Source organism: Amycolatopsis roodepoortensis (assembly GCF_024628825.1).
Lineage (GTDB): Bacteria > Actinomycetota > Actinomycetes > Mycobacteriales > Pseudonocardiaceae > Amycolatopsis > Amycolatopsis roodepoortensis.
This window is the reverse complement of sequence record NZ_CP102415.1, coordinates 1,823,529-1,846,835: the sequence shown is the minus strand read 5'-3', so window position 1 is coordinate 1,846,835 and position 23,307 is coordinate 1,823,529. Positions and strand designations below refer to the sequence as shown.

The 23,307-nt window shown below is 71.1% G+C and carries 22 protein-coding genes; 13 read left to right on the top strand and 9 right to left on the bottom strand.

Annotation, left to right across the window (positions count from 1 at the left end; genetic code table 11):
• Positions 1–42 precede the first annotated feature (42 nt).
• On the bottom strand, positions 43–1,422 hold the full coding sequence (locus NQK81_RS08355) for a pyroglutamyl-peptidase I (protein ID WP_257487744.1): 1,380 nt from the start codon (positions 1,420–1,422) through the stop codon (positions 43–45).
• A 97-nt stretch (positions 1,423–1,519) separates the two neighbouring features.
• Here NQK81_RS08355 and ggt point away from each other — a divergent pair, with 97 nt between their 5' ends.
• The 4 genes from ggt to NQK81_RS08335 all read left to right on the top strand — a co-directional run bounded on the left by ggt (position 1,520) and on the right by NQK81_RS08335 (position 6,375).
• On the top strand, positions 1,520–3,331 hold the full coding sequence (gene ggt / locus NQK81_RS08350; RefSeq protein WP_257487743.1) for a gamma-glutamyltransferase: 1,812 nt from the start codon (positions 1,520–1,522) through the stop codon (positions 3,329–3,331).
• A 175-nt stretch (positions 3,332–3,506) separates the two neighbouring features.
• Positions 3,507–4,433 carry a methionyl-tRNA formyltransferase gene (gene fmt / locus NQK81_RS08345; protein WP_257487742.1) on the top strand — a complete coding sequence of 309 codons (927 nt, stop codon included), beginning with the start codon at positions 3,507–3,509 and terminating at the stop codon, positions 4,431–4,433.
• Complete coding sequence (locus NQK81_RS08340) at positions 4,430–5,872, top strand: RsmB/NOP family class I SAM-dependent RNA methyltransferase (RefSeq protein ID WP_126731735.1); 1,443 nt, start codon at positions 4,430–4,432, stop codon at positions 5,870–5,872. The genes fmt and NQK81_RS08340 overlap by 4 nt, the downstream gene beginning before the upstream one ends.
• Positions 5,869–6,375: a flavoprotein gene (locus NQK81_RS08335; RefSeq protein WP_257487741.1), complete on the top strand. Its 507-nt coding sequence runs from the start codon at positions 5,869–5,871 to the stop codon at positions 6,373–6,375. Before NQK81_RS08340 ends, NQK81_RS08335 begins: the two co-directional genes overlap by 4 nt.
• On the opposite strand, the gene NQK81_RS08330 is transcribed toward NQK81_RS08335, so the two are convergent.
• From NQK81_RS08330 to NQK81_RS08320, 3 genes are all read right to left on the bottom strand, one after another.
• Entirely contained in the window at positions 6,372–7,499 is a 1,128-nt protein-coding gene (locus tag NQK81_RS08330) for a serine hydrolase domain-containing protein (RefSeq protein ID WP_257487740.1), read from the bottom strand. The two genes, NQK81_RS08335 and NQK81_RS08330, sit on opposite strands and share 4 nt — an antisense overlap.
• Positions 7,500–7,695: 196 nt before the next feature.
• Positions 7,696–8,355 carry a response regulator transcription factor gene (locus NQK81_RS08325; protein ID WP_126731738.1) on the bottom strand — a complete coding sequence of 220 codons (660 nt, stop codon included), beginning with the start codon at positions 8,353–8,355 and terminating at the stop codon, positions 7,696–7,698.
• Complete coding sequence (locus tag NQK81_RS08320; RefSeq protein WP_257487739.1) at positions 8,352–9,587, bottom strand: sensor histidine kinase; 1,236 nt, start codon at positions 9,585–9,587, stop codon at positions 8,352–8,354. Before NQK81_RS08320 ends, NQK81_RS08325 begins: the two co-directional genes overlap by 4 nt.
• 145 nt (positions 9,588–9,732) lie before the next feature.
• Between NQK81_RS08320 and rpe the strand changes: the two genes are divergently transcribed.
• The 5 genes from rpe (at position 9,733) to NQK81_RS08295 (ending at position 13,429) form a co-directional block, all read left to right on the top strand.
• Positions 9,733–10,401, top strand: a complete 669-nt coding sequence (rpe, locus tag NQK81_RS08315) for a ribulose-phosphate 3-epimerase (protein ID WP_126731931.1) — start codon at positions 9,733–9,735, stop codon at positions 10,399–10,401.
• Positions 10,402–10,513: 112 nt separating this feature from the next.
• Complete coding sequence (locus NQK81_RS08310) at positions 10,514–11,137, top strand: riboflavin synthase (RefSeq protein WP_126731741.1); 624 nt, start codon at positions 10,514–10,516, stop codon at positions 11,135–11,137.
• Positions 11,138–11,190: 53 nt separating this feature from the next.
• The gene (locus NQK81_RS08305; protein ID WP_185927029.1) at positions 11,191–12,465 is read left to right on the top strand and encodes a bifunctional 3,4-dihydroxy-2-butanone-4-phosphate synthase/GTP cyclohydrolase II; all 1,275 of its coding nucleotides are present in this window, start codon (positions 11,191–11,193) and stop codon (positions 12,463–12,465) included.
• Positions 12,462–12,968 (top strand): 6,7-dimethyl-8-ribityllumazine synthase, encoded by a 507-nt coding sequence (ribH, locus tag NQK81_RS08300; protein WP_034311710.1) that lies wholly within the window; start codon positions 12,462–12,464, stop codon positions 12,966–12,968. The genes NQK81_RS08305 and ribH overlap by 4 nt, the downstream gene beginning before the upstream one ends.
• A 17-nt stretch (positions 12,969–12,985) precedes the next feature.
• On the top strand, positions 12,986–13,429 hold the full coding sequence (locus tag NQK81_RS08295) for a PH domain-containing protein (protein ID WP_126731744.1): 444 nt from the start codon (positions 12,986–12,988) through the stop codon (positions 13,427–13,429).
• A gap of 190 nt (positions 13,430–13,619) precedes the next feature.
• Here the strand turns inward: NQK81_RS08295 and NQK81_RS08290 are convergent, their stop codons facing one another.
• Positions 13,620–14,399, bottom strand: coding sequence for an exodeoxyribonuclease III (locus tag NQK81_RS08290; protein ID WP_257487738.1), 780 nt, complete (start codon positions 14,397–14,399; stop codon positions 13,620–13,622).
• Between the two features lie 94 nt (positions 14,400–14,493).
• Complete coding sequence (locus NQK81_RS08285) at positions 14,494–15,231, bottom strand: S1 family peptidase (RefSeq protein ID WP_257487737.1); 738 nt, start codon at positions 15,229–15,231, stop codon at positions 14,494–14,496.
• A 238-nt stretch (positions 15,232–15,469) separates the two neighbouring features.
• On the opposite strand from NQK81_RS08285, the gene uvrC reads away from it, so the two are divergent.
• From uvrC to whiA, 4 genes are read left to right on the top strand one after another with little or no spacing between them, the layout of a single operon-like run.
• On the top strand, positions 15,470–17,428 hold the full coding sequence (uvrC, locus tag NQK81_RS08280; protein ID WP_126731749.1) for an excinuclease ABC subunit UvrC: 1,959 nt from the start codon (positions 15,470–15,472) through the stop codon (positions 17,426–17,428).
• 50 nt (positions 17,429–17,478) lie between these two features.
• Positions 17,479–18,336: an RNase adapter RapZ gene (rapZ, locus tag NQK81_RS08275; protein ID WP_126731933.1), complete on the top strand. Its 858-nt coding sequence runs from the start codon at positions 17,479–17,481 to the stop codon at positions 18,334–18,336.
• Positions 18,323–19,297, top strand: coding sequence for a gluconeogenesis factor YvcK family protein (locus tag NQK81_RS08270; protein ID WP_126731751.1), 975 nt, complete (start codon positions 18,323–18,325; stop codon positions 19,295–19,297). The genes rapZ and NQK81_RS08270 overlap by 14 nt, the downstream gene beginning before the upstream one ends.
• Positions 19,298–19,315: 18 nt before the next feature.
• Positions 19,316–20,305, top strand: coding sequence for a DNA-binding protein WhiA (gene whiA, locus NQK81_RS08265; RefSeq protein WP_072027837.1), 990 nt, complete (start codon positions 19,316–19,318; stop codon positions 20,303–20,305).
• Between the two features lie 61 nt (positions 20,306–20,366).
• Here whiA and NQK81_RS08260 read toward each other — a convergent pair whose 3' ends face one another.
• From NQK81_RS08260 to NQK81_RS08250, 3 genes are read right to left on the bottom strand one after another with little or no spacing between them, the layout of a single operon-like run.
• Positions 20,367–21,320 carry a prenyltransferase/squalene oxidase repeat-containing protein gene (locus NQK81_RS08260; protein WP_257487736.1) on the bottom strand — a complete coding sequence of 318 codons (954 nt, stop codon included), beginning with the start codon at positions 21,318–21,320 and terminating at the stop codon, positions 20,367–20,369.
• The gene (locus NQK81_RS08255) at positions 21,317–22,024 is read right to left on the bottom strand and encodes a class I SAM-dependent methyltransferase (RefSeq protein WP_257487735.1); all 708 of its coding nucleotides are present in this window, start codon (positions 22,022–22,024) and stop codon (positions 21,317–21,319) included. The genes NQK81_RS08260 and NQK81_RS08255 overlap by 4 nt, the downstream gene beginning before the upstream one ends.
• Positions 22,018–23,232 (bottom strand): glycosyltransferase family 4 protein, encoded by a 1,215-nt coding sequence (locus NQK81_RS08250; RefSeq protein ID WP_257487734.1) that lies wholly within the window; start codon positions 23,230–23,232, stop codon positions 22,018–22,020. Before NQK81_RS08250 ends, NQK81_RS08255 begins: the two co-directional genes overlap by 7 nt.
• Positions 23,233–23,307 lie beyond the last annotated feature (75 nt).

The window sequence follows — 23,307 nt, the reverse complement described above, 5'->3', positions numbered from 1 at the left end:
TGCGCGTGCAAGGAGCGCACTCAGAGGACGAAATGCCTGGCGTCAGAGGGTCGTGCCGGGGGCGGCGAGGACGTCGGCGCGGGCCGAAGCGCCCGGAGCGGGCGAAGCGGGCTTCGCGGCGGAGTCACCCAAGGCGGCGGTGAGCAGGGTGACGATCTGCGATGAGATCGCCGCCCGCCGCGCCTCGAAATCGGCGTCGGTCAGCGCCGAAGGATCGGCTGGTGTGCCGAGGACGGGTGTGTGCAGATGCCCGCCCGCGATCCCGTCCAGGCCGAGGCCGGTCCGCAGCCGGTTGCTGCGGTACATGGACTCGTTCGACAGATAGTTGCCGCCGCCGCCCGAAGCGGCGATCTCGCCGGGCTTCGGCGCGTCCGTCCGGCACACCGCGGTTCCTGTGCCCGGCTTCGTGCTGTCGGGCCAGACGCAGAACGCCTGGTTGTACAGCACCTGGTACGCCCCGGCGGGCGCGGCGAGCATCTTTTCGTACGGCAGCGTGGTTTCGATGAACTGGACGTCCGGCTGCGGCCAGCCGTCGGCGGGCGGGACCGGGCCGCGGACGGGCTCGTCGAGGTTGTCCGGCGAACCACCGCGCCAGGCACCGGCCCAGCGTTCGATGTCGAACCGGCCGGGACGGCCCTGGCTGATCGTCATGATCAGCTCCGGACGGCGGAAGCGGTCCTGGAACGCCCGGCCATAGGCCGCCTCGACGATGCCCGCGTCGAAGTAACTCCACACCACCGGGAACGAGACGGCCTGCACCCGCGCCGGCCCGGTCGGGGTGTCGATCACCTTGCCGTCCAGATGCAGCGCGGCCGCGCCCGACGGGTTCGCGATGCGGACGCCCGCGCCGTTGAGGGTGAACGGGTCGAAGCCGCTCACCAGTACGCGTCGCAGCTTCTGGCCGGACGGGAAACGGGCGTCGTCGAGTCCACGGGCGCCGAAGTCGAACGTCTTCAGCAGCTCCGCGCGGGCGGGCGCGGACAGCGGGAAACGCGGCGTCCACTGCCGCAGCGCCTTGCTCATCTGCAGACGCGCCCAGTACAGCGGCCGGTCGTCGGCCTTGTCGATGCTGCCGAGATCGGGACGGCGGCCCTGCGCGCGGTCGACGGCGGTCCGCCAGAGCCCGTCACCGGCGGTCTCGGCGAGCTTCCCGGCGCGCAAAGCGGTCTTCATCGCGCACAGGCGGGCCGTGAAATCGGAGACGAGCTTGTCGAATCCGGCGAGCCGGACGAGCTCCGGACCGACCGCCGGCCCACCCGAAGGCAGGGTCGCGGTGAGCCGCTTCTCCTCCACGGTGATCGCGGCGGAGGCGTCGAAGCAGGCACGCGCGTCTTCCGCTTGGGCGACGCCGGGGACAGCGAGGACGGGGAGTGCGATGAGCAGCGGGAGGAGCGCGCTCCACCGCCTGCCGGGTGTCTTCATGGGCCGCATTCTTCTCACCGAGGCCCGCCGGCACTACCGACGTTCGCAGGTCCGGCCGGGTCTTGTCCGAGGTGGACAGGCGGGGCAGACTCGCGCCATGGCCGCGCACAGAAGCACTCTGGGACGCATCACCGCAGTCACCGCGATCGCCGCACTGGTCGGCACCGCCGCGCCGGGTACCGCGGCCGCGGCACCACCGACACCCAAGTCGCCGACCGCCGTCGGCTACCTGGGCGCGGTGTCGAGTATCGACGCGGACGCGACCGCGATCGGCACGAAGATCCTGCGTGAGGGCGGCAACGCCGTCGACGCCGCCGTCGCGACGGCCGCCGCGCTCGGCGTCACCGACCCGTTCTCCGCCGGGTTCGGCGGTGGCGGATTCTTCGTCTACTACGACGCGCGCACCGGCAAGGTGCACACCCTCGACGGCCGCGAGACCGCGCCGTCGACGGCGAACGAGAACCTCTTCGTCGAGAACGGCAAGGCGATCCCGTTCCCCGAAGCGGTGACCAGCGGGTTGGGCGTCGGCGTGCCCGGCACACCCGCCACCTGGGACGAAGCCCTCCGCAAATGGGGGACCAGGTCGCTGGCGAAGGCGGTGAAGCCCGCCGAAGAGCTCGCCCGCAAGGGCTTCACCGTCGACCAGACCTTCAACACCCAGATCGCGAACAACGCCGCCCGCTTCTCCGCGTTCCCCTCGACCAGGTCGCTGTATCTGCCCGGCGGCGCGCCGCCCGCGGTCGGCTCGACGTTCAAGAACCCGGACCTCGCGGGCACGTATGCGCAGCTCGCGGCGAAGGGCACCGACGTGCTCTACCGCGGCCCGATCGGCGCGGACGTCGTCGACACCGTCCGGAAGCCGCCGGTGGACCCCGCCTCGACGCTTAAGGTGCGCCCCGGCGACATGACGGCGGCCGACCTCGCGAAGTACCGCGTCGTCGAGCGGAAGCCGACCAAGACGAAGTACCGCGGCCTCGACGTCTACGGCATGCCCGCGCCGTCGTCCGGTGGGCTGACCGTCGGCGAAGCGCTGAACATCCTCGAGAACACGAAGCTCTCCAAGCTGGAGAAGGCCGACTACCTGCACTACTTCCTGGAGTCGACGAGGTACGCCTTCGCCGACCGCAACCGGTGGATCGGTGACCCGGCCTTCGTCGACGTCCCGGCGAAGGAACTGATCAGCCAGAAGTTCGCCGACAGCCGCGCGTGCCTGATCGACCCCGCGAAGGCCGGGACGAGCCCGGTCGCGCCCGCCGACCCGCGCAAGCCCACGCCGTGCGTGGCGGGGACGAACCCCGCGCCGACGCCGTACGAGGGCGAGAACACCACGCACCTCACGGTCGCCGACCGGTGGGGCAACGTCGTCGCGTACACGTTGACCATCGAGCAGGAGGGCGGCAGCGGCATCGTCGTGCCGGGCCGCGGATTCCTGCTCAACAACGAACTGACCGACTTCTCCTTCACCCCGGTGACGCCGGGTGTGCCCGACCCGAACCTGCCGGGCCCGGCCAAGCGGCCGCGTTCGTCCATGGCGCCGACCATCGTGCTCGACCACGGCAAGCCGTTCCTCGCCGTCGGCTCGCCCGGTGGCGCGTCGATCATCACCACGGTGCTGCAGATCCTCACCGGCCGAATCGACCGGGGCCTGAAGCTCGTCGACGCGATCGCCGAACCGCGCGCCTCACAGCGGAACTCGGCGGCCGCGCAGGTCGAGCAGGCGTTCCTGGACCAGACCGAGGTGCTCAAGGTGCTGAAGGCCAAGGGGCAGGGCTTCTCGACGACGCCCGCGGAGATCGGGGCGGCGACCGGTGTCGAGCGGCTGCGTGACGGCCGGTGGCTCGCCGCCGCCGAACCGACCCGCCGGGGTGGCGGCTCGGCGGCCGTCGTGCTGCCCTGGCCGCCCAGGTAGCCCGGACCGCGCGTGAAGGCCCCCTTCCCTCGGCTCAGCCGAGGGAAGGGGGCCTTCACGCGCTTCAGCGGAGTGCCAGGGGAGAGCGAGCGCGCCGGGGTGGTGAGCTCCTTCTAGACTGAGCGGCGATGTTCGCCCAGTCAGAGGTACCCGTCCCCCCGGCGGAGGTGCGTTGATGCGCCTCGTCTTCGCCGGCACCCCCGAACCCGCCGTCCCGTCGCTGCGCGCGCTCCTGGCGTCCGAGCGGCACGAGGTCGTCGCCGTCGTGACCCGCCCGGACGCCCAGGCAGGCCGCGGCCGCCGGGTGGTCCGATCGCCGATCGGCGCGCTGGCCGACGAGCACGGGATCGAGGTGCTGACCCCGCCGAAGGCGAGCGACCCCGCGTTCCTCGCCCGGCTCGCGGAGATCGCGCCCGACGCGTGCCCGGTGGTCGCGTACGGGGCGTTGCTGCCCCAAGCCGCGCTGGACATCCCGGCGCACGGCTGGGTCAACCTGCACTTCTCGCTGCTGCCCGCGTGGCGTGGCGCCGCGCCGGTCCAGGCCGCGATCCGCGCCGGGGACGAGATCACCGGCGCCTCGACCTTCCGCATCGTCAAGGAACTCGACGCGGGACCGGTCTTCGGCGTGGTCACCGAGCAGATCACCGCCACCGACACCGCCGGGGAACTGCTCGGCAGGCTGGCGGAGTCCGGGGCGAAGCTGCTCGTGTCCACGATGGACGGCATCGCCGACGGAACGCTGCGCGCGGTCGAGCAGACCGGCGACGGGATGACCTACGCGCCCAAGGTGACCGTCGAGGACGCCCGGGTCTCGTTCGCCGACCCGGCCGCCGCCGTCGACCGGCAGATCCGCGCGGTCACGCCGGAACCGGGCGCGTGGGCCGAGTTCCGGGGCGAGCGGCTGAAGCTCGGCCCGGTGACGGTCGTCGACGAGCCGGGGCCCCCGCCCGGCGAACTGGTCGTGGAGCGCAAGCGGGTCCTGGTCGGCACGGCGTCGAAGCCGGTGCGGCTGGGCGAGGTGCAGGCGCAGGGGAAGAAGCGGATGGCGGCCACCGACTGGGCGCGCGGTACGAGGATCGAACAAGGAGAGCGCCTGCAGTGAACGAGCGTAGGGAACGCCGGCCGTCGAGGCCGGATCGCGGCCGTCCCGGCCAGCGTAAAGAGGGGCCGAGCCGCCCGCCGCAGATCGACCCGGCTCGTCAGGTCGCCTTCGACGTCCTGCGCGCGGTCCGGGAAGACGACGCGTACGCGAACCTGGTGCTGCCGCAGCTGCTGCGCACCCGCCGGATCTCCGGCCGCGACGCGGCGCTGGCCACCGAGCTGACCTACGGCACCTGTCGCGCGGTCGGCATGCTGGACGCCGTCATCGAGGCCTGCCTCGACCGGCCGCTGGCCAAGGTGGACGCCATCGTGCTGGACGGGCTACGGCTCGGCGCCTACCAGCTCCTGCGCACCCGCATTCCCCAGCACGCCGCTGTCGGGTCCACTGTGGACCTCGTCCGCGCCGAAGTCGGTTCATGGATCGCGGGTTTCGTGAACGCCGTACTGCGCTCGGTGTCCGAAAAGGACGAAGAGACCTGGCTGAATGAGCTGGCCCCCGACGAGGCCGTCGACCCGATCGGGGCCTACGCCCTGCGGACGGCGCATCCGCGCTGGGTCGCCCGGTCGTTCGCGGAAGCCTTGGGGGACAAGGGAGCGGAGCTGAAGGCCGCCCTGGAGGCCGACGACGACCGCCCCGACGTGCACCTGGTCGCCCGGCCCGGCGAGATCAGCGCGGAGGAGCTGGCCGCCATCACCGGTGGCGACGTCGCGCCGTACTCGCCCTACGGTGTCCGGATGCCCGCGGGCTCCGGCGACCCCGGCGACATCGAGCCGATCAAGGAGAAGCTGGCCGCGGTGCAGGACGAGGGCAGCCAGCTGTGCGCCGTCGCCGTCACCAGGGTGCCGCTCTCCGGCTCCGGCCCCGACGTGCGGTGGCTGGACCTGTGCGCCGGCCCGGGTGGCAAGGCGGCGCTGCTCGGCGCGCTGGCGGTGGCCGCCGGCGCGACCGTCGACGCCGTCGAGAAGGCGCCGCACCGGGCGAAGCTGATCGAGAATGCCGTCCAGGACCTGCCGGTGACCGTGCACGTCGCCGACGGCCGCGAGACCGGCCTCGAACCGGGTTACGACCGCGTCCTCGTCGACGCGCCGTGCAGCGGTCTCGGCTCGCTCCGCCGCCGCCCCGAGGCGCGCTGGCGCCGTCAGCCCAGCGACATCTCGGATCTGACGAAACTGCAGGGCCAGCTGATCACCGCGGCGCTGGACCTGGTCCGGCCCGGCGGCATCGTCACCTACGTCGTCTGCTCGCCGCATCTGGCCGAGACCGAAGGCGTCGTGGGGGAGACCGCGCGCCGCGCCGGTGCCCAGATCGTCGACGCGCGGGAGTTCTTCCCGGGGGTCCCGCAGCTCGGCGACGGCCCGTACGTCCAGTTGTGGCCGCACCGCCACGGCACGGACGCGATGTTCTGCGCCATCCTGCGGAAGCCGGACACCGCCGGGTGAGCAGGGTCCTCGGCCTGGTCGCGAGCTCGTGCGGCGGACTGGACACCCGGTTCGCCGCACAGCTCGCGAAACCCGCCGCGGACCGTGGCTGGGAGCTCGCGATCACGCTGACCCCCACCGCCGCCCGCTGGCTCCAGGAGACCGGCGGGCTCGCCGACCTGGAGAAATGCACCCGGCTGCCGGTCCGCGATACCTCCCGGCTGCCGGGTGAGCCACGCCCGCATCCGGACCCCGAGGTGTTCCTGTTCGCGCCCGCGTCCGCCAACTCCGTGGCGAAGCTGGCGCTGGGTATCGCCGACAACCAGGCGCTGACCGTGCTCGGCGACGTCCTCGGCACGCCGGGCATCACGATCGTGCTGGGCTACCAGATCCAGGACACGCGGATACACCATCCGGCGTGGCAGCGCCATCTCGACACGCTCGCCTCCGCCGGGGTCACCACCGCGCGGCTCAGCCCGGAGGCCTCGTGGACCTCCGTGCTGGACCTGCTGCCGCCGGTCTAGCGGGCGCAGAAACCGGTGTCGAGCGCCTTGGTGAGGTCTTTCGACGCCTTGTCCGGCAACGGGTTCTGGTTCACCACGACGTTCACCCGCCTGCCGTGCGGGACGGCGCCCGACAGGTTCGCGTAGCCGACGATGTTCCCTCCGTGCCCCCAGAACCGGCCACCGCACGAGAGTGGGACGGAGGCGATGCCGAGGCCGTACTCCGAGCCGGGAACACCGCCGGGTCGAGGAACGGTCCGCTGCATCTCCGCCAGCTGTGCGCGCGGCAGGAGCCTGCCGTCGACGAGCGCGCCGTAGAAACGGGTCAGGTCTTCACCGGTCGAAACGAGCCCGCCGGAGGCGCCGGCGGCAGACGGATCGAATTCGGTGTAATCGGTGAGGCCGCCGGGCCCGGGCGCGTAACCCCTGGCGTGCGGGCGCGGCAGCTCTTCGTTCCCGCGCTGCGGCAGGGAGGTTCCGCGCAGACCCAGCGGCTCGCTGATCCTGCTCCGGATCTCGTCGGCGACGGAGCGGCCGGTGAGTTTCTCGATGAGCATCCCGGCGATGATGTAGTTCGTGTTGGAGTACGCCCAGCTCGTCCCGGGGGCGAACGCCGGCGGATGTGCCAGGCCGATCGCCACCAGTTCTCCGGGTTCCGCGCCGCGATGGCGCCACTCTTCGAGGTCGAGGTCACGGACGTAGTCGTAGAGCCCGCTGGTGTGCTGGAGCAGCTGGCGCACGGTGATCTTCGTGCCGTCGTTGCCGTTCCCGCCGACGAGCCCCGGCAGGTACCGCTCGATCGGCGTGTCCAGCCGCACCTTCCCCTCGGCGACCAGCTGCAGGATCACGACGGCGACGAAGGTCTTGGTGACGCTGGCCGCCCGGAACTTCGAACCGTGCGGGAACGGTGTCCCGGTCTCGACGTCGCCGACGCCTTCGCGCTCCGACCACGTCCGCCCGGACGGGTTCGTCACCGTCGCCTGCGCGCCGGGTACTCCGTCCTGCACCAGTGTTTTCAGCGCTTCGTCGACGTCGTGACGGGCTCCGCCGCCCGCGGCGAGCGCCGGGGCGGCCGTCGTCGTGGCGAGCAGCGCGACCAGGGAACAGGTGGCGATGATCTTCTTGCCTGGCAAGGATTTTCGCATGGGTTCCAAGCTAGGGAGGCTCGGGCGCGGTAGCCATGGGGTAAACCCCCGCGTCGTACTGGGGTTTGCCCCAGCTGGCCCCATCGGACCGCCCACCGTCGGTCGGCGCGGGTCGCGAAAGCCACTTTCGGGACATCTGACGTCGCGAAAGTGGCTTTCGCGACATGGCCGGGCGTGGGGCCGCGCACCGAGAGGTTCAGCGCAGGCTGTGCCCGGGTGCGACCACCCCGGTCTCGTAGGCGAACACCACCGCCTGGCTGCGGTTGGCCGCCCCCAGCTTCCCGAAGATGTTGCCCACATGGGTCTTGACGGTTTCCAGGCTGATCACCAGCTCGGCCGCTATGTCCACATTGGACATCCCGGTGGCGATGAGCCGCAGTACCTCGGTCTCCCGTTTCGTCAGCGAGGAAGGCCGCGGAGCGAGGCCGGACGGCGCCGGGCGCGCGGTGACCATCCGCCGGATGGCGTCGGGGAACAGCAGGGTCTCCCCGGCGGCGATGGTCCGGATGGCGTGCGCGAACTCCTCCTTGCGCGCCCGCTTCAGCAGGAATCCGCTCGCCCCGGCCAGCAGCGCGTCGTAGACGTAGTCGTCGTTGTCGAACGTCGTGATCACGAGGACCTTCGGCGGTTCGGGGATTCCGGCCAGTACCCGCCGGGTCGCCTCGATCCCGTCCACCCCGGGCATGCGCACGTCCATCAGGACCACGTCGGGACGCGTCCGCCGCACCAGATCGACCACTTCGCCGCCGTCACCGGCCTCCCCGACCACGGTCAGATCGGGCTGGTTGTCCAGCAGTGAACGCAATCCCGCCCGAAGCAAGGGTTCGTCGTCGACGATCAGGACACGCAGGGTCATGAGCGCGACCGTAGCGGGATCGTGGTCACCAGCCGCCACAGCGGTTCCCCGTCGACGGCGGGACCCGCGACGAGCTCGCCGCGCAGCGCTTCGACGCGTTCGGTGAGCCCCGGCAGCCCGTTGCCGCCGCGGCCCGAAGCGGTCGCGTGCGCCACGAGCGGGTTCACGATCTCGATCCGCAACGCGTCGGCGAGCACCGCGACCCGCACGGTCACCGGGCCGGGATGGGCGTGCCGCAACGCGTTCGTCAGTCCTTCTTGGACGATCCGGTACGCCTCCCTGGACAGGGTCGCGGGAAGTTCCGCCGCGGGCCCGGTCAGCTCGTAGTCGATCACCGCGCCGCCCGCGCGGGCCCGTTCGGCCAGCGTGCCCGCCTCGATCAGCCTTCGTTCGGGTTCCCGGGACGACCGGTCTTCCCGCAGCAGGCCGAGGACGTGGTCGAGGTCTTCGAGCGCCGCCCTCGACGACTCCTCGATGGTGCCCAGCGCCCGGCGCACCAGTTGCGGTTCGGAATCGACCAGTTCGGCGGCCGCGGCGGCCTGGATGGTCGACGTCGTCAAGGTGTGGCCGATGGAGTCGTGCAGTTCGCGGGCCAACCGGTTGCGCTGCTCGAAGTGGTTCGCCCGCACCTCGGCCGCCGCGAGGCGTTCGGTGGCCGACGGTCCCAGCAGGGCGACGGCGCAGTACTGGAACAACCTGGTGAACCCGGCGAGGACGTAGGCGATGACGACCAAGGTGAGCAGCGCGATCGGCAGCGTCCACAGCCCGCCGGTGCCCGGTTCGATCGTCACCCGTTCCCCGAAGACCTCGATGGGGCTGCCGCCGCCTCCCGCCCACACCACGGCGAACACGAAGCCGAGCATCAGGAAACAGCCGAGTCCGAACAGGATCCAGCCGAGCGTGGTGTGCACGAGCAGCCACGCCGCCGAGCGCCAGCGCTCCGCCCAGGCGATCTTCGTGTTCGGCAGGGGCTGCGCGATGCGGGTGCCCAGCATCTGGTCGGAGAACCAGATGCCGGCCCGCCGCATGGGTCCCGGCAGTCCGGCCAGCATGACCAGCACGCCCATCGCGAGCATCCCGTAGACGAGTTTCAGCCGCACGTCGCCGGGGATCAGCACGGCGGGGATGAGCGCGATCGGGAACGGGACGGCCGTCATCACCATGCCGAGGAGCCCGAACGGGACGCTGCGGTAGCTGCCGATCCGCACGAGGGGCTTGAAGGGGTTGACCATGCGGGGAACGCTATTCGGCGACGCGTGCGCGCACCTCCCACTGCGGTGCCATTTCGCGTCATACTCCAGACCGGGTCGCCGGTCACAGCCGGTTAGCGGGCGTTAGCGGCGCCCTCCTACACTCGGGCGCGTGGCTCACCGACCTTTGATCGCACCCAGCATCCTCTCCGCGGACTTCGCCCGGCTCGGCGACGAGATCCGCGCCGTCGCGGGCGAGGGGGACACTCGCGCGGACTGGGTCCACGTCGACGTCATGGACGCGCATTTCGTGCCGAACCTGACCCTCGGGCTCCCCGTGGTGAAGTCGCTGCTCAAGGCCACCGACGTGCCGATCGACTGCCACCTGATGATCGAGAACCCCGACAAGTGGGCCATCGGGTACGCCGAGGCGGGCGCCTACAACGTCACCGTGCACGTCGAGGCCGCGCACGACCCGATCGCGCTGGCGAAGAACCTGCGCGCCGCCGGGGCGAAGGCCGGCCTGTCGATCAAGCCGAACACGCCGATCGAGGACCACCTCGAGACCCTCAAGCACTACGACACGCTGCTGGTGATGTCGGTCGAGCCCGGTTTCGGCGGGCAGTCGTTCATCGAGGGCGTCCTCGACAAGGTCCGCACCGCACGGCGCCTGGTCGACACCGGCCACCTCAAGCTCGTCGTGGAGATCGACGGCGGGATCAACGCCGACACCATCGAGCAGGCCGCCGAGGCCGGCGTGGACTGCTTCGTCGCCGGTTCCGCCGTCTACGGCGCCGAAGACCCTGGTAAGGCCGTCGCGGCCCTGCGCGAGCAGGCGGCCCGCGTCCGCGGCTGATCCCGCCTCGTGATCCGCCGTCGGGTCAGGAGAAGGAATCGGTCCCGGTGGGTGTTGGATGAGGGAAGCACCGTTTCCAGCGACGGTGCGACCCAGGAGGAGGGCAGCAGGAGTGTTCACCGGCATTGTCGAGGAACTCGGCGAGGTCACCGCGGTCGAGCAGATCCCGAACGCCGCGAGACTGACCGTGCGGGGGCCGCTGGTGACCAGCGACGCCGGGCACGGCGACTCCATCGCGGTGAGTGGCGTGTGCCTCACCGTGGTCGCGGTGGCGGGCGGTGAGTTTACCGTCGATGTCGTGCACGAGACCCTGCAGCGCTCCAGCCTCGCGAAGGTGCACGTCGGCGACGTCGTGAACCTCGAACGCGCGACGCCGGCGGGCGGCAGGCTCGGCGGGCACATCATGCAGGGCCATGTCGACGGCACCGGCGTCTTCCTCAAACGCGACGAGGTGGGACTCACCACGTTCGCGCTGCCGAAGAAGCTGTCCCGGTACGTCGTCGAGAAGGGGTCGATCGCGGTCGACGGCGTCTCCCTCACGGTCGCTTCGGTGACCGACGAGGAGTTCTCCGTGGCCCTGATCCCGACCACCCTCGAACTGACCACCCTCGGCCGGAACACCCCGGGTGACCTGGTGAACCTCGAGGTCGACGTGGTCGCCAAATACGTCGAGAAGCTGGCCATGCCGCACCTGCGCGCGCAGGGGGACAATGGCGGTACGGAGGAGCGGGCGTGAGCGAGACGAGTGCGATTCCGGGGTCGGCCGGGCTGACCCCCTGTGGAGGCGGGGTGGCCGTGAACGCCGATGCCATCGAGGCGGCCATCGCCGACATCAAGGCGGGCCGTCCGGTCGTCGTGGTGGACGACGAGGACCGCGAGAACGAGGGCGACCTGATCTTCGCGGCGGAGAAGGCCACGCCGGAGCTGATGGCCTTCATGGTGCGCTACACCTCGGGGTACGTCTGCGTGGCGCTGACCGAGCCCGAGGCGGACCGGCTCGATCTGCCGCCGATGTACCACACGAACCAGGACCAGCGCGGCACCGCGTACAGCGTCACGGTCGACGCCGCCGAGGGCATCACCACCGGTATCTCCGCGGCCGACCGGTCGCACACCGTCCGGCTGCTCGCCGACCCGGCGTCGAAGGCGTCGGACTTCCGGCGGCCCGGCCACGTGGTCCCGCTGCGTGCCAAGCAGGGCGGCGTCCTGCGGCGCCCGGGGCACACCGAGGCCGCCGTCGACCTGGCCCGGCTCGCCGGGCTCTCGCCGTCCGGCGTGCTCTGCGAGATCGTTTCGCAGAAGGACGAGGGCGACATGGCCCGCCGCGACGAACTCGAGGTCTTCGCCGCGGACCACGACCTCAAGATGATCACCATCGCCGACCTGATCGCGTACCGGCGGCGCACCGAGAAGCAGGTCGAGCGGGTCGCCGAGGCGCGTATCCCGCTGGCCGCGGGCACCTTCCGGGCGGTCGGCTACGACAGCCTGCTCGACGGGATCGAGCACATCGCGTTCGTCTACGGCGAGATCGGCGACGGCGAGGACATCCTGGTCCGCGTGCACTCCGAGTGCCTGACCGGCGACGTCTTCGGCTCGCTGCGCTGCGACTGCGGCCCGCAGCTGGAGGCCGCGCTGGAAGCGGTCGCCAAGGAAGGGCGCGGCATCGTGCTCTACATCCGCGGCCACGAGGGCCGCGGCATCGGGCTGCTGCACAAACTGCAGGCCTACCAGCTGCAGGACGCGGGCGCGGACACCGTCGACGCGAACCTGCAGCTCGGCGTCCCCGCCGACGCGCGGGACTACGGCACCGGCGCGCAGATCCTGTGCGACCTCGGCGTCCGCTCGATGCGGCTGCTGACGAACAACCCGGCCAAGCGCGTCGGGCTGGAGGGCTACGGCCTGCGGGTGAGCGGGCGGGTGTCGCTGCCGATCTCGCCGAACCCGGAGAACCTGCGCTACCTCAAGACCAAACGGGACCGGATGGGGCACGACCTGTCCCAGCTGGAGCATTTCGACCAGGTCGGCGCCGAGGTCGACCAGGGCAACGGAGGTGGCACGCGGTGAGCGGCGAGGGCCGTCCGGACGTCGAACTCGACCTGTCCGACTGTAAGAACATCCGGCTCGGGATCGTGGCCACGCGCTGGCACACGAAGATCACGAGCGCGCTGCTGGAACGCGCCCTCGAGGCGGCCAAGGCGGCCGACCTGGAGGAGGAGCCGACGGTCGTGCGCGTCGCGGGCGCCGTCGAACTGCCCGTCGCCGCGCAGGCGCTGGCCCGCACGCACGACGCGGTCGTCGCGCTGGGCGTGGTCATCCGGGGCGGGACGCCGCATTTCGAGTACGTCTGCGACGCGGTCACCGCGGGGCTGACCAGGGTCGCGCTCGACGAGAGCACCCCGGTCGGCAACGGCGTGCTCACCTGCGACACCGAGCAGCAGGCCCTCGACCGGTCGGGGCTGCCCGGCTCCGTCGAGGACAAGGGCTACGAAGCGACGGTCGCCGCGCTGGACGCCGCGCACGCGCTGCGGAACCTGCGCCAGCCATGGACCGAGCGGGGTTTCGTGTGAGCGTCGAGGCGGATGTGATGACGGAGTCCGAGGTCGTGGTGGTGCGGCCCCGCCGTGCCCTGGTGATGTGCTCGGTGCTGGCGGTGATCATGCTGGCGACGTTCGTGGTCGTCGCGGTTCTGCTGCGCGGCTCGGACACCGGCGTGATCTTCCAGCCGTCCGACCAGGCGGCGATGATCGGCATCGGGGTCCTGCTCGCCGCGGGCACGATGCTGTTCGCGACCGCGCGCGTGAAGGCCGACGCCGACGGCATCGAGGTCCGGAACGTGCTGATGACCAAGAAGTTCGCGTGGAGCGAGGTGCTCTCGGTGAGCTTCCCGGACGGGGCCTCGTGGGCGCGGCTCGAGCTGCCGGACGACGAGTACTACTCGGTCATGGCCGTGCAGGCGGTGGACCGGGAACGCGCGGTGGCCGCGGTTCGGGCGCTGCGGAAGTTGCACAAAGCGGCCTGGGAAGGCTGACGCGGCTCTCTCCCTGGCGTGCGATGAAGGGGCCTTTCATCGCGTTCGGGGCCCTCACATACCGCGGGCGGCCAGGGACGCCGGAACGTGGTGGGTCGGGGTGGTCGTGAGTGGCGATTCGGGTTAGAACCCGAATCGCCACTCACGACCACCCCGACCCAGGACCAGCCGGCACGCCCCCGCCGGCCGCTCACAGCGAAAGATCCACCACGATCGGCGCGTGGTCCGACGGTCCCTTGCCCTTCCGCGCCTCACGGTCCACATAGGAATCCGTCACCGCGCCGGCCACCGTCGCGTCGGCGTACACGAGGTCGATCCGCATTCCCTTGTTGTTCGGGAAGTTCCCCGCCCGGTAGTCCCAGTACGTGAACGGGTGGTCGTACTTCAGCGGCCGCGGGAACACGTCCGACAGCCCGAGATCGCGCAGCGCGGCGAGCGCCTTCCGCTCCGGCTCCGTCACGTGCGTCGATTCGGCGAACACGCCGATGTCCCATACGTCCGCGTCGGTCGGCGCGATGTTGAAGTCGCCCAGCACCGCGAACGGCAGCCCGCGCGCCTGCTCCTCCCGCACGGTCGCCTCCAGCGCCGAAAGCCAGGCGAGTTTGTAGGCGTAGTGCGGGTTCTCCAGGTCGCGCCCGTTCGGCACGTACACCGACCACAGCCGCAGCCCGCCGCAGGTGGCGCCGATGGCCCGCGCGTCGGCCTTGTCCTCGAAGGTGGGCTCGCCGGTCAGCCCGCGTGTCACGTCTTCCAGCCCGACGCGGGACAAGATCGCGACGCCGTTCCAGCGCCCGATGCCGTACGCGGCCGTCTCGTAGCCGAGTTCCTTCACCGCGTCGAAGGGGAAGGCGTCGGTGCCGCTCTTGAGTTCCTGCAGGCACAGCACGTCCGGCTGCACCGAGCCGAGCCACTCCAGCACCCTCGGCAGCCGGGGCCCGATCGAGTTCACGTTCCAGGTCGCGATCCGCATGCCCGCGAGCGTCCCACACCCCACCGACACCCGGACGCGAAAGGGCCCTCCGGGACGGGTCGCGTCCCGGAGGGCCCTTTCACCGGGGTGGAGGTCAGACCCCGGTGGTCGAGCGGATCCAGGAGCGGGCCGAAGCGACGCTGCCGTAGTTGTTGGTGCCGCGGATGTTCGAGCCGCTCTGGTTCTGCACGGTCGAAGCGACACCGACCTGGACGCCGTTGTAGACCTGGGGGCCGCCCGAGTCGCCCTTCCACGCCGAGCCGTTGATGCCGACGCTCTGGATGGCCGGGCCGCCGTAGGCGTCGCGCGAGCTGCCGGTGACGCGGACGTCGGCCACCTTCAGCGCCGAGGCGGGCGGGCCGGTCGGGGTCTCGCGGCCCCAGCCGTAGAGCTGGTTGGTGCTGCCGACCGGCGGGTTCGAGCCGGCCAGGCTGATCGGCGTGACACCGGCGTCGGAGGCCAGGTGCAGCAGGGAGATGTCGGCACCGTTCGGCGAGGACACCTTGCGGTCGACGGCGATCTCACGCCCGCCCTGGAGCTGGTTGCTGCCGACGCGGACCCGCATGCCGCTGCCGTCGGAGTCGAGGCAGTGCTTGGCGGTCAGGACCCAGCGCTGGGCGATGACGCTGCCGGAGCAGTTGAACCCGTCCCACTGACGGCCCGGGGTGTTGACGTAGACCTGGGCGCCCCAGCTCACGGTGGGGGCGGTGCCGCCGCCCACGATGTTGGGCTGGACACCGGTGGGGGTGCCCGCGGAGGCGGTCGCGCCGGCGGTCATGGTGAGGGCTGCGGCGGCGAGGGTGGCGGCGCCCAGCGTACGAAGACGGCTCACGGTGCAGGAGTCCTTTCGAGCGTCATCTGACGAAGAACCGAGTGAAGTGGAACTGGGACGGAAAGTAATCACCCGGTTCACCCGCTAGGAACCAACGAACGTCGGATCCGGCCGAAGACCCGACTTAGGTCGGTATACGTAATGAAATACGGACCGCATCGTGGTAGGCGCCACTCGAATGAGGGCTAGAGCATGGGGGCTCGCAAGACTGTCGGTGGTGCCCCATAGGCTTGGCGGCGTGGCTGACCCGACCACCTACCGTCCCTCGCCGGGGAGCATCCCGGACGCCCCTGGCGTGTACAAATTCCGTGACGCCACGAAGAGGGTCATCTACGTCGGCAAGGCGAAAAGCCTCCGAAGCAGGCTGAACTCCTACTTCGCGGACCTCACCGGCTTGCACCCGCGCACGCGCCAGATGGTGACGACGGCGGCGAGCGTCGAGTGGACCGTGGTGAGCACCGAGGTCGAGGCGCTCCAGCTGGAGTACAACTGGATCAAGGAGTTCGACCCGCGGTTCAACGTCCGGTACCGCGACGACAAGAGCTATCCGGTCCTCGCGGTCACGATGAACGAGGAGTTCCCGCGCCTGCACGTCTATCGCGGCGCGCGCAAGAAGGGCGTGCGGTACTTCGGTCCGTACGCGCACGCCTGGGCCATCCGCGAAACGCTCGACCTGCTGCTCCGCGTCTTCCCGGCGCGCACCTGCTCGGCGGGCGTCTTCAAACGGCACGGCCAGATCGGCAGGCCCTGCCTGCTCGGTTACATCGGCAAGTGCTCCGCTCCGTGCGTCGGCAAGGTTTCGGCCGACGAACACCGCGCCATCGTCGAGGACTTCTGTGACTTCCTCGCCGGCCGCACCGACGCGCTGATCCGCCGCCTGGAACAGGAAATGGCGGCCGCGTCCGAAGAGCTGGAGTTCGAGCGCGCGGCCCGGCTGCGCGACGACCTCGGCGCGTTGCGGCGCGCGATGGAGAAGCAGGCGGTCGTGCTCGGTGACGGCACCGACGCGGACGTCGTCGCCTTCGCCCACGACGAACTCGAAGCCGCCGTCCAGGTCTTCCACGTGCGCGGCGGCCGGGTCCGGGGCCAGCGCGGCTGGGTGATCGACAAGGCAGAGGAGATGGACGTCAAGGATCTCGTCGACCATTTCCTCACGCAGTTCTACGGTGAGGAGGCCGAACGCGCGGACGACCCCGACCTCGGGTCGCCGGTCCCGCGCGAGGTCCTCGTCCCCGAGCTGCCCGCCGACGCCGAGGCGCTCGGTGAATGGCTTTCCGGGCTGCGTGGGTCGAGGGTGAGCCTGCGGGTGCCGCAGCGCGGGGACAAGCGCGCGCTGGCGGAGACGGTGACGCGCAACGCCGGCGAGGCGTTCACCCAGCACAAGCTGCGCCGCGCCGGCGATCTCACGGCGCGTTCGGCCGCGCTGGCGGAACTGCAGGATTACCTGGCGCTGGAAACCGCGCCGCTGCGCATCGAATGCGTCGACATCAGCCATATCCAGGGCAGTGACGTGGTGGCCTCGCTCGTGGTGTTCGAGGACGGGATCCCGCGCAAGTCCGAGTACCGGCGTTTCGCCTTGCGCGAGGCCGCGGAAGAGGGCGACGTCGCTTCGATCGCCGAGGTCGTCCGGCGCCGTTTTTACCGCTATCTCAAAGAGAACGCCGAAGGTGCCGAGGTCGATCCGGAGCGCCCGGGCATCGACCCGGAGACCGGCAAACCGCGCAAGTTCGCGTACGCGCCGAACCTGCTCGTCGTCGACGGCGCGGGCCCGCAGGCCACGGCCGCGGCGGACGTCCTTTCCGAGTTGGGCGTCACCGACGTCGCCGTGGTCGGCCTGGCGAAGCGGCTGGAGGAGGTGTGGCTGCCGGGCGATCCCGATCCGGTGATCCTGCCGCGCACCTCCGACGCGCTGTATCTGCTGCAGCGGCTGCGCGACGAGGCGCACCGCTTCGCCATCCGGTACCACCGGGAGAAGCGGTCCAAGCGGATGCAGGTGTCCGCATTGGACGGTGTGCCCGGACTGGGGCAGGCTCGCCGTACCGCGCTGATCAAGCATTTCGGCTCGGTGAAGAAACTCCGCGAAGCGCGGATAGAGGAGATCGAGGCGGTGCCCGGCTTCGGCAGGCGCACCGCCGAAGCGGTCGTCGCGGCACTCGCAGGGGAGACAGCCGCGGCGGCGGGGGAGTCCAGTACGTGACCGGTGAAGGGACCATCGTGAGTGCGCAAGAAGAAGGCCGCGGTTCGGGGATGGAGGTCGCGGTCGTTTCCGGTCTGTCCGGCGCCGGCCGCAGCACCGCCGCGAAATGCCTGGAGGATCTGGGCTGGTTCGTGGTGGACAACCTGCCCCCCGAGCTGATCGCCACCATGGTCGAGCTCGGCGCGCAGGCGCGGGGCGCGATCACGAAGGTCGCCGTGGTGATGGACGTGCGCTCGCGCGCGTTCACCGACGACCTGGCTTCGGTCATCAAGGACCTCGACGCCCGCGGGTACAAGCCGCGTGTCCTGTTCCTGGAGGCCACGGACGCGGTGCTGGTGCGCCGGTTCGAGGCCGTCCGCCGCGGGCACCCGATGCAGGGCGACGGCAGGCTCGCCGACGGCATCACCGCCGAGCGCACGCTCCTGGAGCCGCTGCGGGAAGAGGCCGACCTCGTGCTCGACACGTCGTCGCTTTCGGTGCACGACCTGCGCGCCAAGATCGAGGACGCCTTCGGTTCCGAGTCGAGCACGCAGACCCGCGTCACCGTGCTCTCGTTCGGCTACAAGTACGGCCTCCCGATGGACGCCGACCTGGTGATGGACGTCCGTTTCCTGCCGAACCCGTTCTGGATCCCGGAGCTGCGCGACCACACCGGTCTCGAAGGCGAGGTCCGCAACTACGTGCTCAGCCAGGAAGGCGCGGACGAGTTCCTCGACCGCTACCACCAGCTGCTGCGCCTGATCGGCGCGGGCTACAAGCGCGAGGGCAAGCGGTACCTGACGCTGGCCGTCGGCTGCACGGGCGGGAAGCACCGCAGTGTCGCCATTTCCGAGGAGCTCGCCCAGCGTCTGTCCAATGAGGACGGTATGGCCGTGAAGGTGGTGCACCGCGACCTTGGCCGCGAGTGAACCGCGCGCGGTCGCACTGGGGGGCGGGCACGGCCTGCACGCCACCCTCACCGCGTTGCGCCGGGTGACCTCGCAGGTCACCGCCGTGGTCACCGTCGCGGACGACGGGGGCTCGTCCGGCAGGCTGCGCCGGGAACTCGGGCTGCTGCCGCCGGGCGACCTGCGGCAGGCCTTCGCCGCGTTCGCCGCCGAAGACGGCGGGACCTTGTGGGCGGAGGTGTTCCAGCACCGCTTCGGCGGTGACGGCGCGCTCGCCGGGCACGCGGTCGGGAACCTGTTGCTGGCCGGGTTGTTCGAGGTGCTCGGGGATCCGGTCGCCGCGCTCGACGAGGCGAGCAGGCTCATGGGTATCTCCGGCCGCGTCCTGCCGATGTCACCCGAACCGCTGGAGATCCAGGGCGAGGTTTCGGGGCTGGACGCCGAGAATCCCGGGGCGCTCCGGCGGATCCGCGGTCAGGTGGCGGTGGCGACGACGCCGGGGCAGGTGCACCGGATCAGCCTCCACCCGGCGGGCCAGGCCGATCGGCCGCCACGCGGCTGCGCCGAGGCGATCGAGGCGGTGCTCGGCGCGGACGTGGTGTTCCTCGGCCCGGGGTCGTGGTTCACCAGTGTGCTGCCCCATCTGCTGGTGCCGGATCTGCACGACGCGTTGCTCCGAACGGACGCCACGAAGGTCGTGATCCTCAACCTGATCCCCCAACCGGGGGAGACCGCGGGGTTCTCGCCGGAGAAGCATTTGGACGTACTCTTCGAACACGCCCCGGAATTGCGGGTGGACGCGGTCATCGCGGACCGGGACTCGGTGCCCTCACCAGCCCGGTTGCGGGACGCGGCCGGGAGACTGGGCGCGCGGGCGTTGCTGGGGGCGGTGGCTGACCCGGTCGTGACGGGGCGGCATGATCCTGATGCGCTCGCGGGCTGTATGCGAGACGCTCTGGAGTCTCACCGGGGGAGGAGCTGAAGGTATGGAGGGGCAGCGATGGCGATGACCGCCGCCGTGAAGGACGAGCTGAGCCGGCTGGAGATCACCAAGATCGGCCCACGCCGCGCGGAGGTCGCGTCGATGCTGCGATTCGCGGGCGGGCTGCACATCGTGGCCGGCCGCGTCGTGGTGGAGGCCGAACTCGACACCGGTTCGGTGGCGAGGCGGCTGCGCAAGGAGATCCACGAACTGTACGGGCACCAGTCCGACGTCCACGTCATCTCCTCCAGCGGATTGCGCAAAGGCACGAGGTACGTCGTCCGGGTGGTCAAGGACGGCGAGGGGCTCGCCCGGCAGACCGGCCTGATCGACCAGCGCGGCCGTCCGGTGCGCGGGCTGCCCGCCGCCGTCGTGTCCGGCGGGGTCGCCGACGCGGAAGCCGCCTGGCGCGGCGCGTTCCTGGCGCACGGTTCGCTCACCGAACCCGGGCGCTCGTCGTCGCTCGAAGTCACCTGCCCCGGCCCCGAGGCCGCGCTGGCGCTCGTCGGCGCCGCCCGGCGGATGGGCATCCAGGCCAAGTCACGCGAGGTCCGCGGCGCGGACCGGGTCGTCGTGCGTGACGGCGACGCCATCGGCGCGCTGCTCACCCGGCTCGGCGCGCACACGAGCGTGCTCGCCTGGGAAGAGCGGCGCATGCGTCGCGAGGTGCGCGCCACCGCGAACCGGCTCGCGAACTTCGACGACGCGAACCTGCGGCGTTCGGCCCGCGCGGCCGTCGCGGCGGCGGCGCGGGTGGAGCGCGCGCTGGACATCCTCGGCGACTCCGCGCCGGAGCACCTGCTCGCCGCGGGCAAACTGCGCCTGTCGAACCGGCAGGCCTCGCTCGAAGAGCTGGGCCAGCTGTCCGATCCGCAGATGACGAAGGACGCCGTCGCCGGCCGGATCCGCCGCCTGCTGGCGATGGCCGACAAGAAGGCGAAGGAACAAGGCATTCCGGACACCGAATCCGCGGTCACCCCGGACATGCTGGAGGAAGACGAGGCCTGAGTAGCACGCATTCAGTCCTCTGGATGCGGTACTTGCACAAGCAAGGATCGCATCCAGAGGACTAAATGCGGTGTTCGCCGAAGACTTCGCAGGTGGCCGGGTCGCCATCGAGGGCGGCGGTCGCCAGGAGGACGGCGCCCGAGGTCCACGTGGTGCGCTCGTCCGGCCAGAATTCCTCGTCCGCGTACTGATAGCCGGTCCAGTACGAGCCGTCGTCGAGCCGGAGCCGGGTGAGGCACGCGAGGAGTTCGGCCGCGCGGGCCCGGTCGCCGCGGGCGGCGAGGGTCAGCGCCAGTTCGGCGGTCTCCCCGCCGGTGACCCATGGCTCGTGGTGCACGCAGCGCACCCCAAGGCCGGGTACGACGAACCGGTCCCAGTCCGCCGCCAGTCGCGCCGAGGCGTCGGCACCGGTCACCACGGAGCCCAGAACCGGGTAGTACCAGTCCATCGCGTGCGGTTTCGGCGCGAACAGCCGCGGCTCGCCGATCAGGGCCGCCCGCAGCCGGTGCGCCGCGTCCCGCCATTGTGGACGGTCCAGCCCCAGCGTGGACGCGAGCGCCAGCGCCTGCGTCAGCGCGTGGTGGATGCTGCTGCATCCCGTGACCAACCGGATTTCGGGGTCGTCGCGCCAGGAGATGGCACCCGACGGCTGCTGCCGCCGAAGGACGGCGTCGATGGCCCTGTCCACGACGGGCCACATTCGCTCCAGCCGGACGCGGTCTCCGGTCAACAGGTAATGGTGCCGTGTCCCGACCGCGACGTAGGCGGTGAAGTTCGTGTCCATAGTGGACAAGTCGATTCCGCCGCCGCGGTACCGGGCAGCCCAGGATCCGTCGGGACGCTGGTTCCGGACGAGCCAGTCGTACGCCGCTTCGGCCTCGGCGCTGAACCCGGCGACGTCCAGTCCCATGGCGGCTTCGAGATGGTTCCACGGATCGAGGTGCCCGCCGGTCTCCCAAGGGATCCCGCCGTCGGGCCGCTGCACGTCCGCGATACCGGCGGCGGTGGCCTTCACGGTTTGCGCGCGTAGACGACGAGGCTCTTGCCGAGCACGGGATTCAGCGCCCACTCGGCGAACCGCACCGGCCGGGGGCTCCGCATGATGTCCCAGACCAGGAACCGGTGGTACAGCGCGCAGAGCCGGTGCTCTTCGTCGGGACCGACCGCGCATTTGAGCCACCAATACGGCGAGTGCAGGGCGTGCGCGTGATGGCCACCGGTCGTCGACAGCCCCGCTTCCCTGAGCTTGCCGAGCAGTTCGCGGCGGCGGTAGATCCGGATGTGCCCGCCTTCGACCTCGTGATACGCGTCCGAGAGCAGCCAGCAGATCCGCTCCGGCCACCAGCGCGGCACGGTCGCCACGAGCCTGCCGCCGGGCGCCAGGACACGGCTCGCCTCCGCGAGCACCCTCCGGTCGGCGTGGATGTGCTCCAGCGTCTCGGCCACGATCACCCGGGTGAACGAACCGCTGGGGAACGGAAGCTTGAGGGCGTCCGCGCGGACGGCCAGCGCCGAAGCGGTGGCGGGAGCCTCGCCCGCCTCCGCCAGGTTGGCGAACATGTCCCGCACGTGTTTGAGCGCGGTGTCGTCGAGGTCGGCGGCGACCACGTCCGCGCCGCGTTTGTACGCCTCGTAGGCGTGGCGGCCGTCCCCGCAGCCGAGATCGAGCACGCGGTCGCCGGGGCCGACGGGGAACCGGTCGAAGTCGACGGTCAGCATCCGGCACGCTCCCGGCCGAGGACGCGCCGGTAGTACGCCGCGGTCTCCTCGGCGGTGCGCCGCCAGCTCAATGTCCCGGCCGCCTCCAGGCCGCGGGCCGCGAGGTCGGCGCGCAGGTGTTCGTCGCCGAGGACCTTGGTGAGCGCTTCCGCGAGCGCCGGGACATCGCCCGGCGGCACCAGGATCCCCGCGTCGCCGACGACCTCGGGAAGCGCCCCGCCCGTCGTCGCGACGACCGGTGTCCCGCAGGCCATCGCCTCGGCGGCCGGAAGCGAGAACCCCTCGAACAGCGAAGGGATACAAGCGATTTCGGCGGAGCAGAGCAACCGCGCGAGTTCGTCGTCGGTCAGCCCGCTGACGAAGCGGACGCCGGCGCCGGGACCGAGCCGGGCGAGTGCCCGCGCCGCCGGGCCGTCGGGTTTCGGTTTGCCGACGATCACCAGTTCGCCCTCGATCCGTTCCCACGCCGACAGGAGATGTTCGAGCCCCTTCAACGGCTCGTCGGCGCTGGCGGTGGCCACGACGCGCCCCGGGACCCGCGAAATCTCCGGGCGCGGCCGGAAGACCCTGCTGTCGGCGGCGAGCGGGACGACGTGGATCCGGTCCTCCGGCACACCCATTTCTCGGCCGATGGCCGCGCGGGATGCCTGGGACACCGTCAGCGTCGGCAGCCGCCGCGCGACACGGTGCTGCATTTCCACGAACCCGTACCACCGCGCGACCCGTGCCGCCTCGCGTCCGGTGACGGTGGCGAGCTTCAACGCCCGGTCCACGGCGATCGGGTGGTGGACGGTGGCGACCGTCGGCAGTCCACAGTGGAGCATGCCGTAGCCGAGCCCCTGGTTGTCGTGGACGAGGTCGAATTCGCCCCGGCGCTTCGCGAGATGGCGCGCGGCACGCAGGGAGAACGCGAGGGGTTCGGGGAAGCCGCCGCGCCGCATGCCGAGGAATTCCACCCAGGACGGCAGATCACGCAGTTCCTTCGGCCGCGGTGTCCGGAAGGGATTCGGCTCCGCGAACAGGTCGAGCCCGGGGATCTTCGTCAACCGCACGCCGTCATCGACCTCCGGGTACGGAGGCCCGGACAGCACCTCGACGTGATGCCCCAGCGCGGCGAGTTCGCGGCTCAGATGCCGGACGTACACGCCCTGACCGCCGCTGCGCGGGTTCCCGCGGTAGGTCAGGAGCGCGATCCGCAGTGCGCTCACCGCTCACTCCCGCGTACCCCAGTACTCGAGCTGCTCGCGGATCTTCCGGGTTTCGTCGTGCCGTTCGCCGCGGAC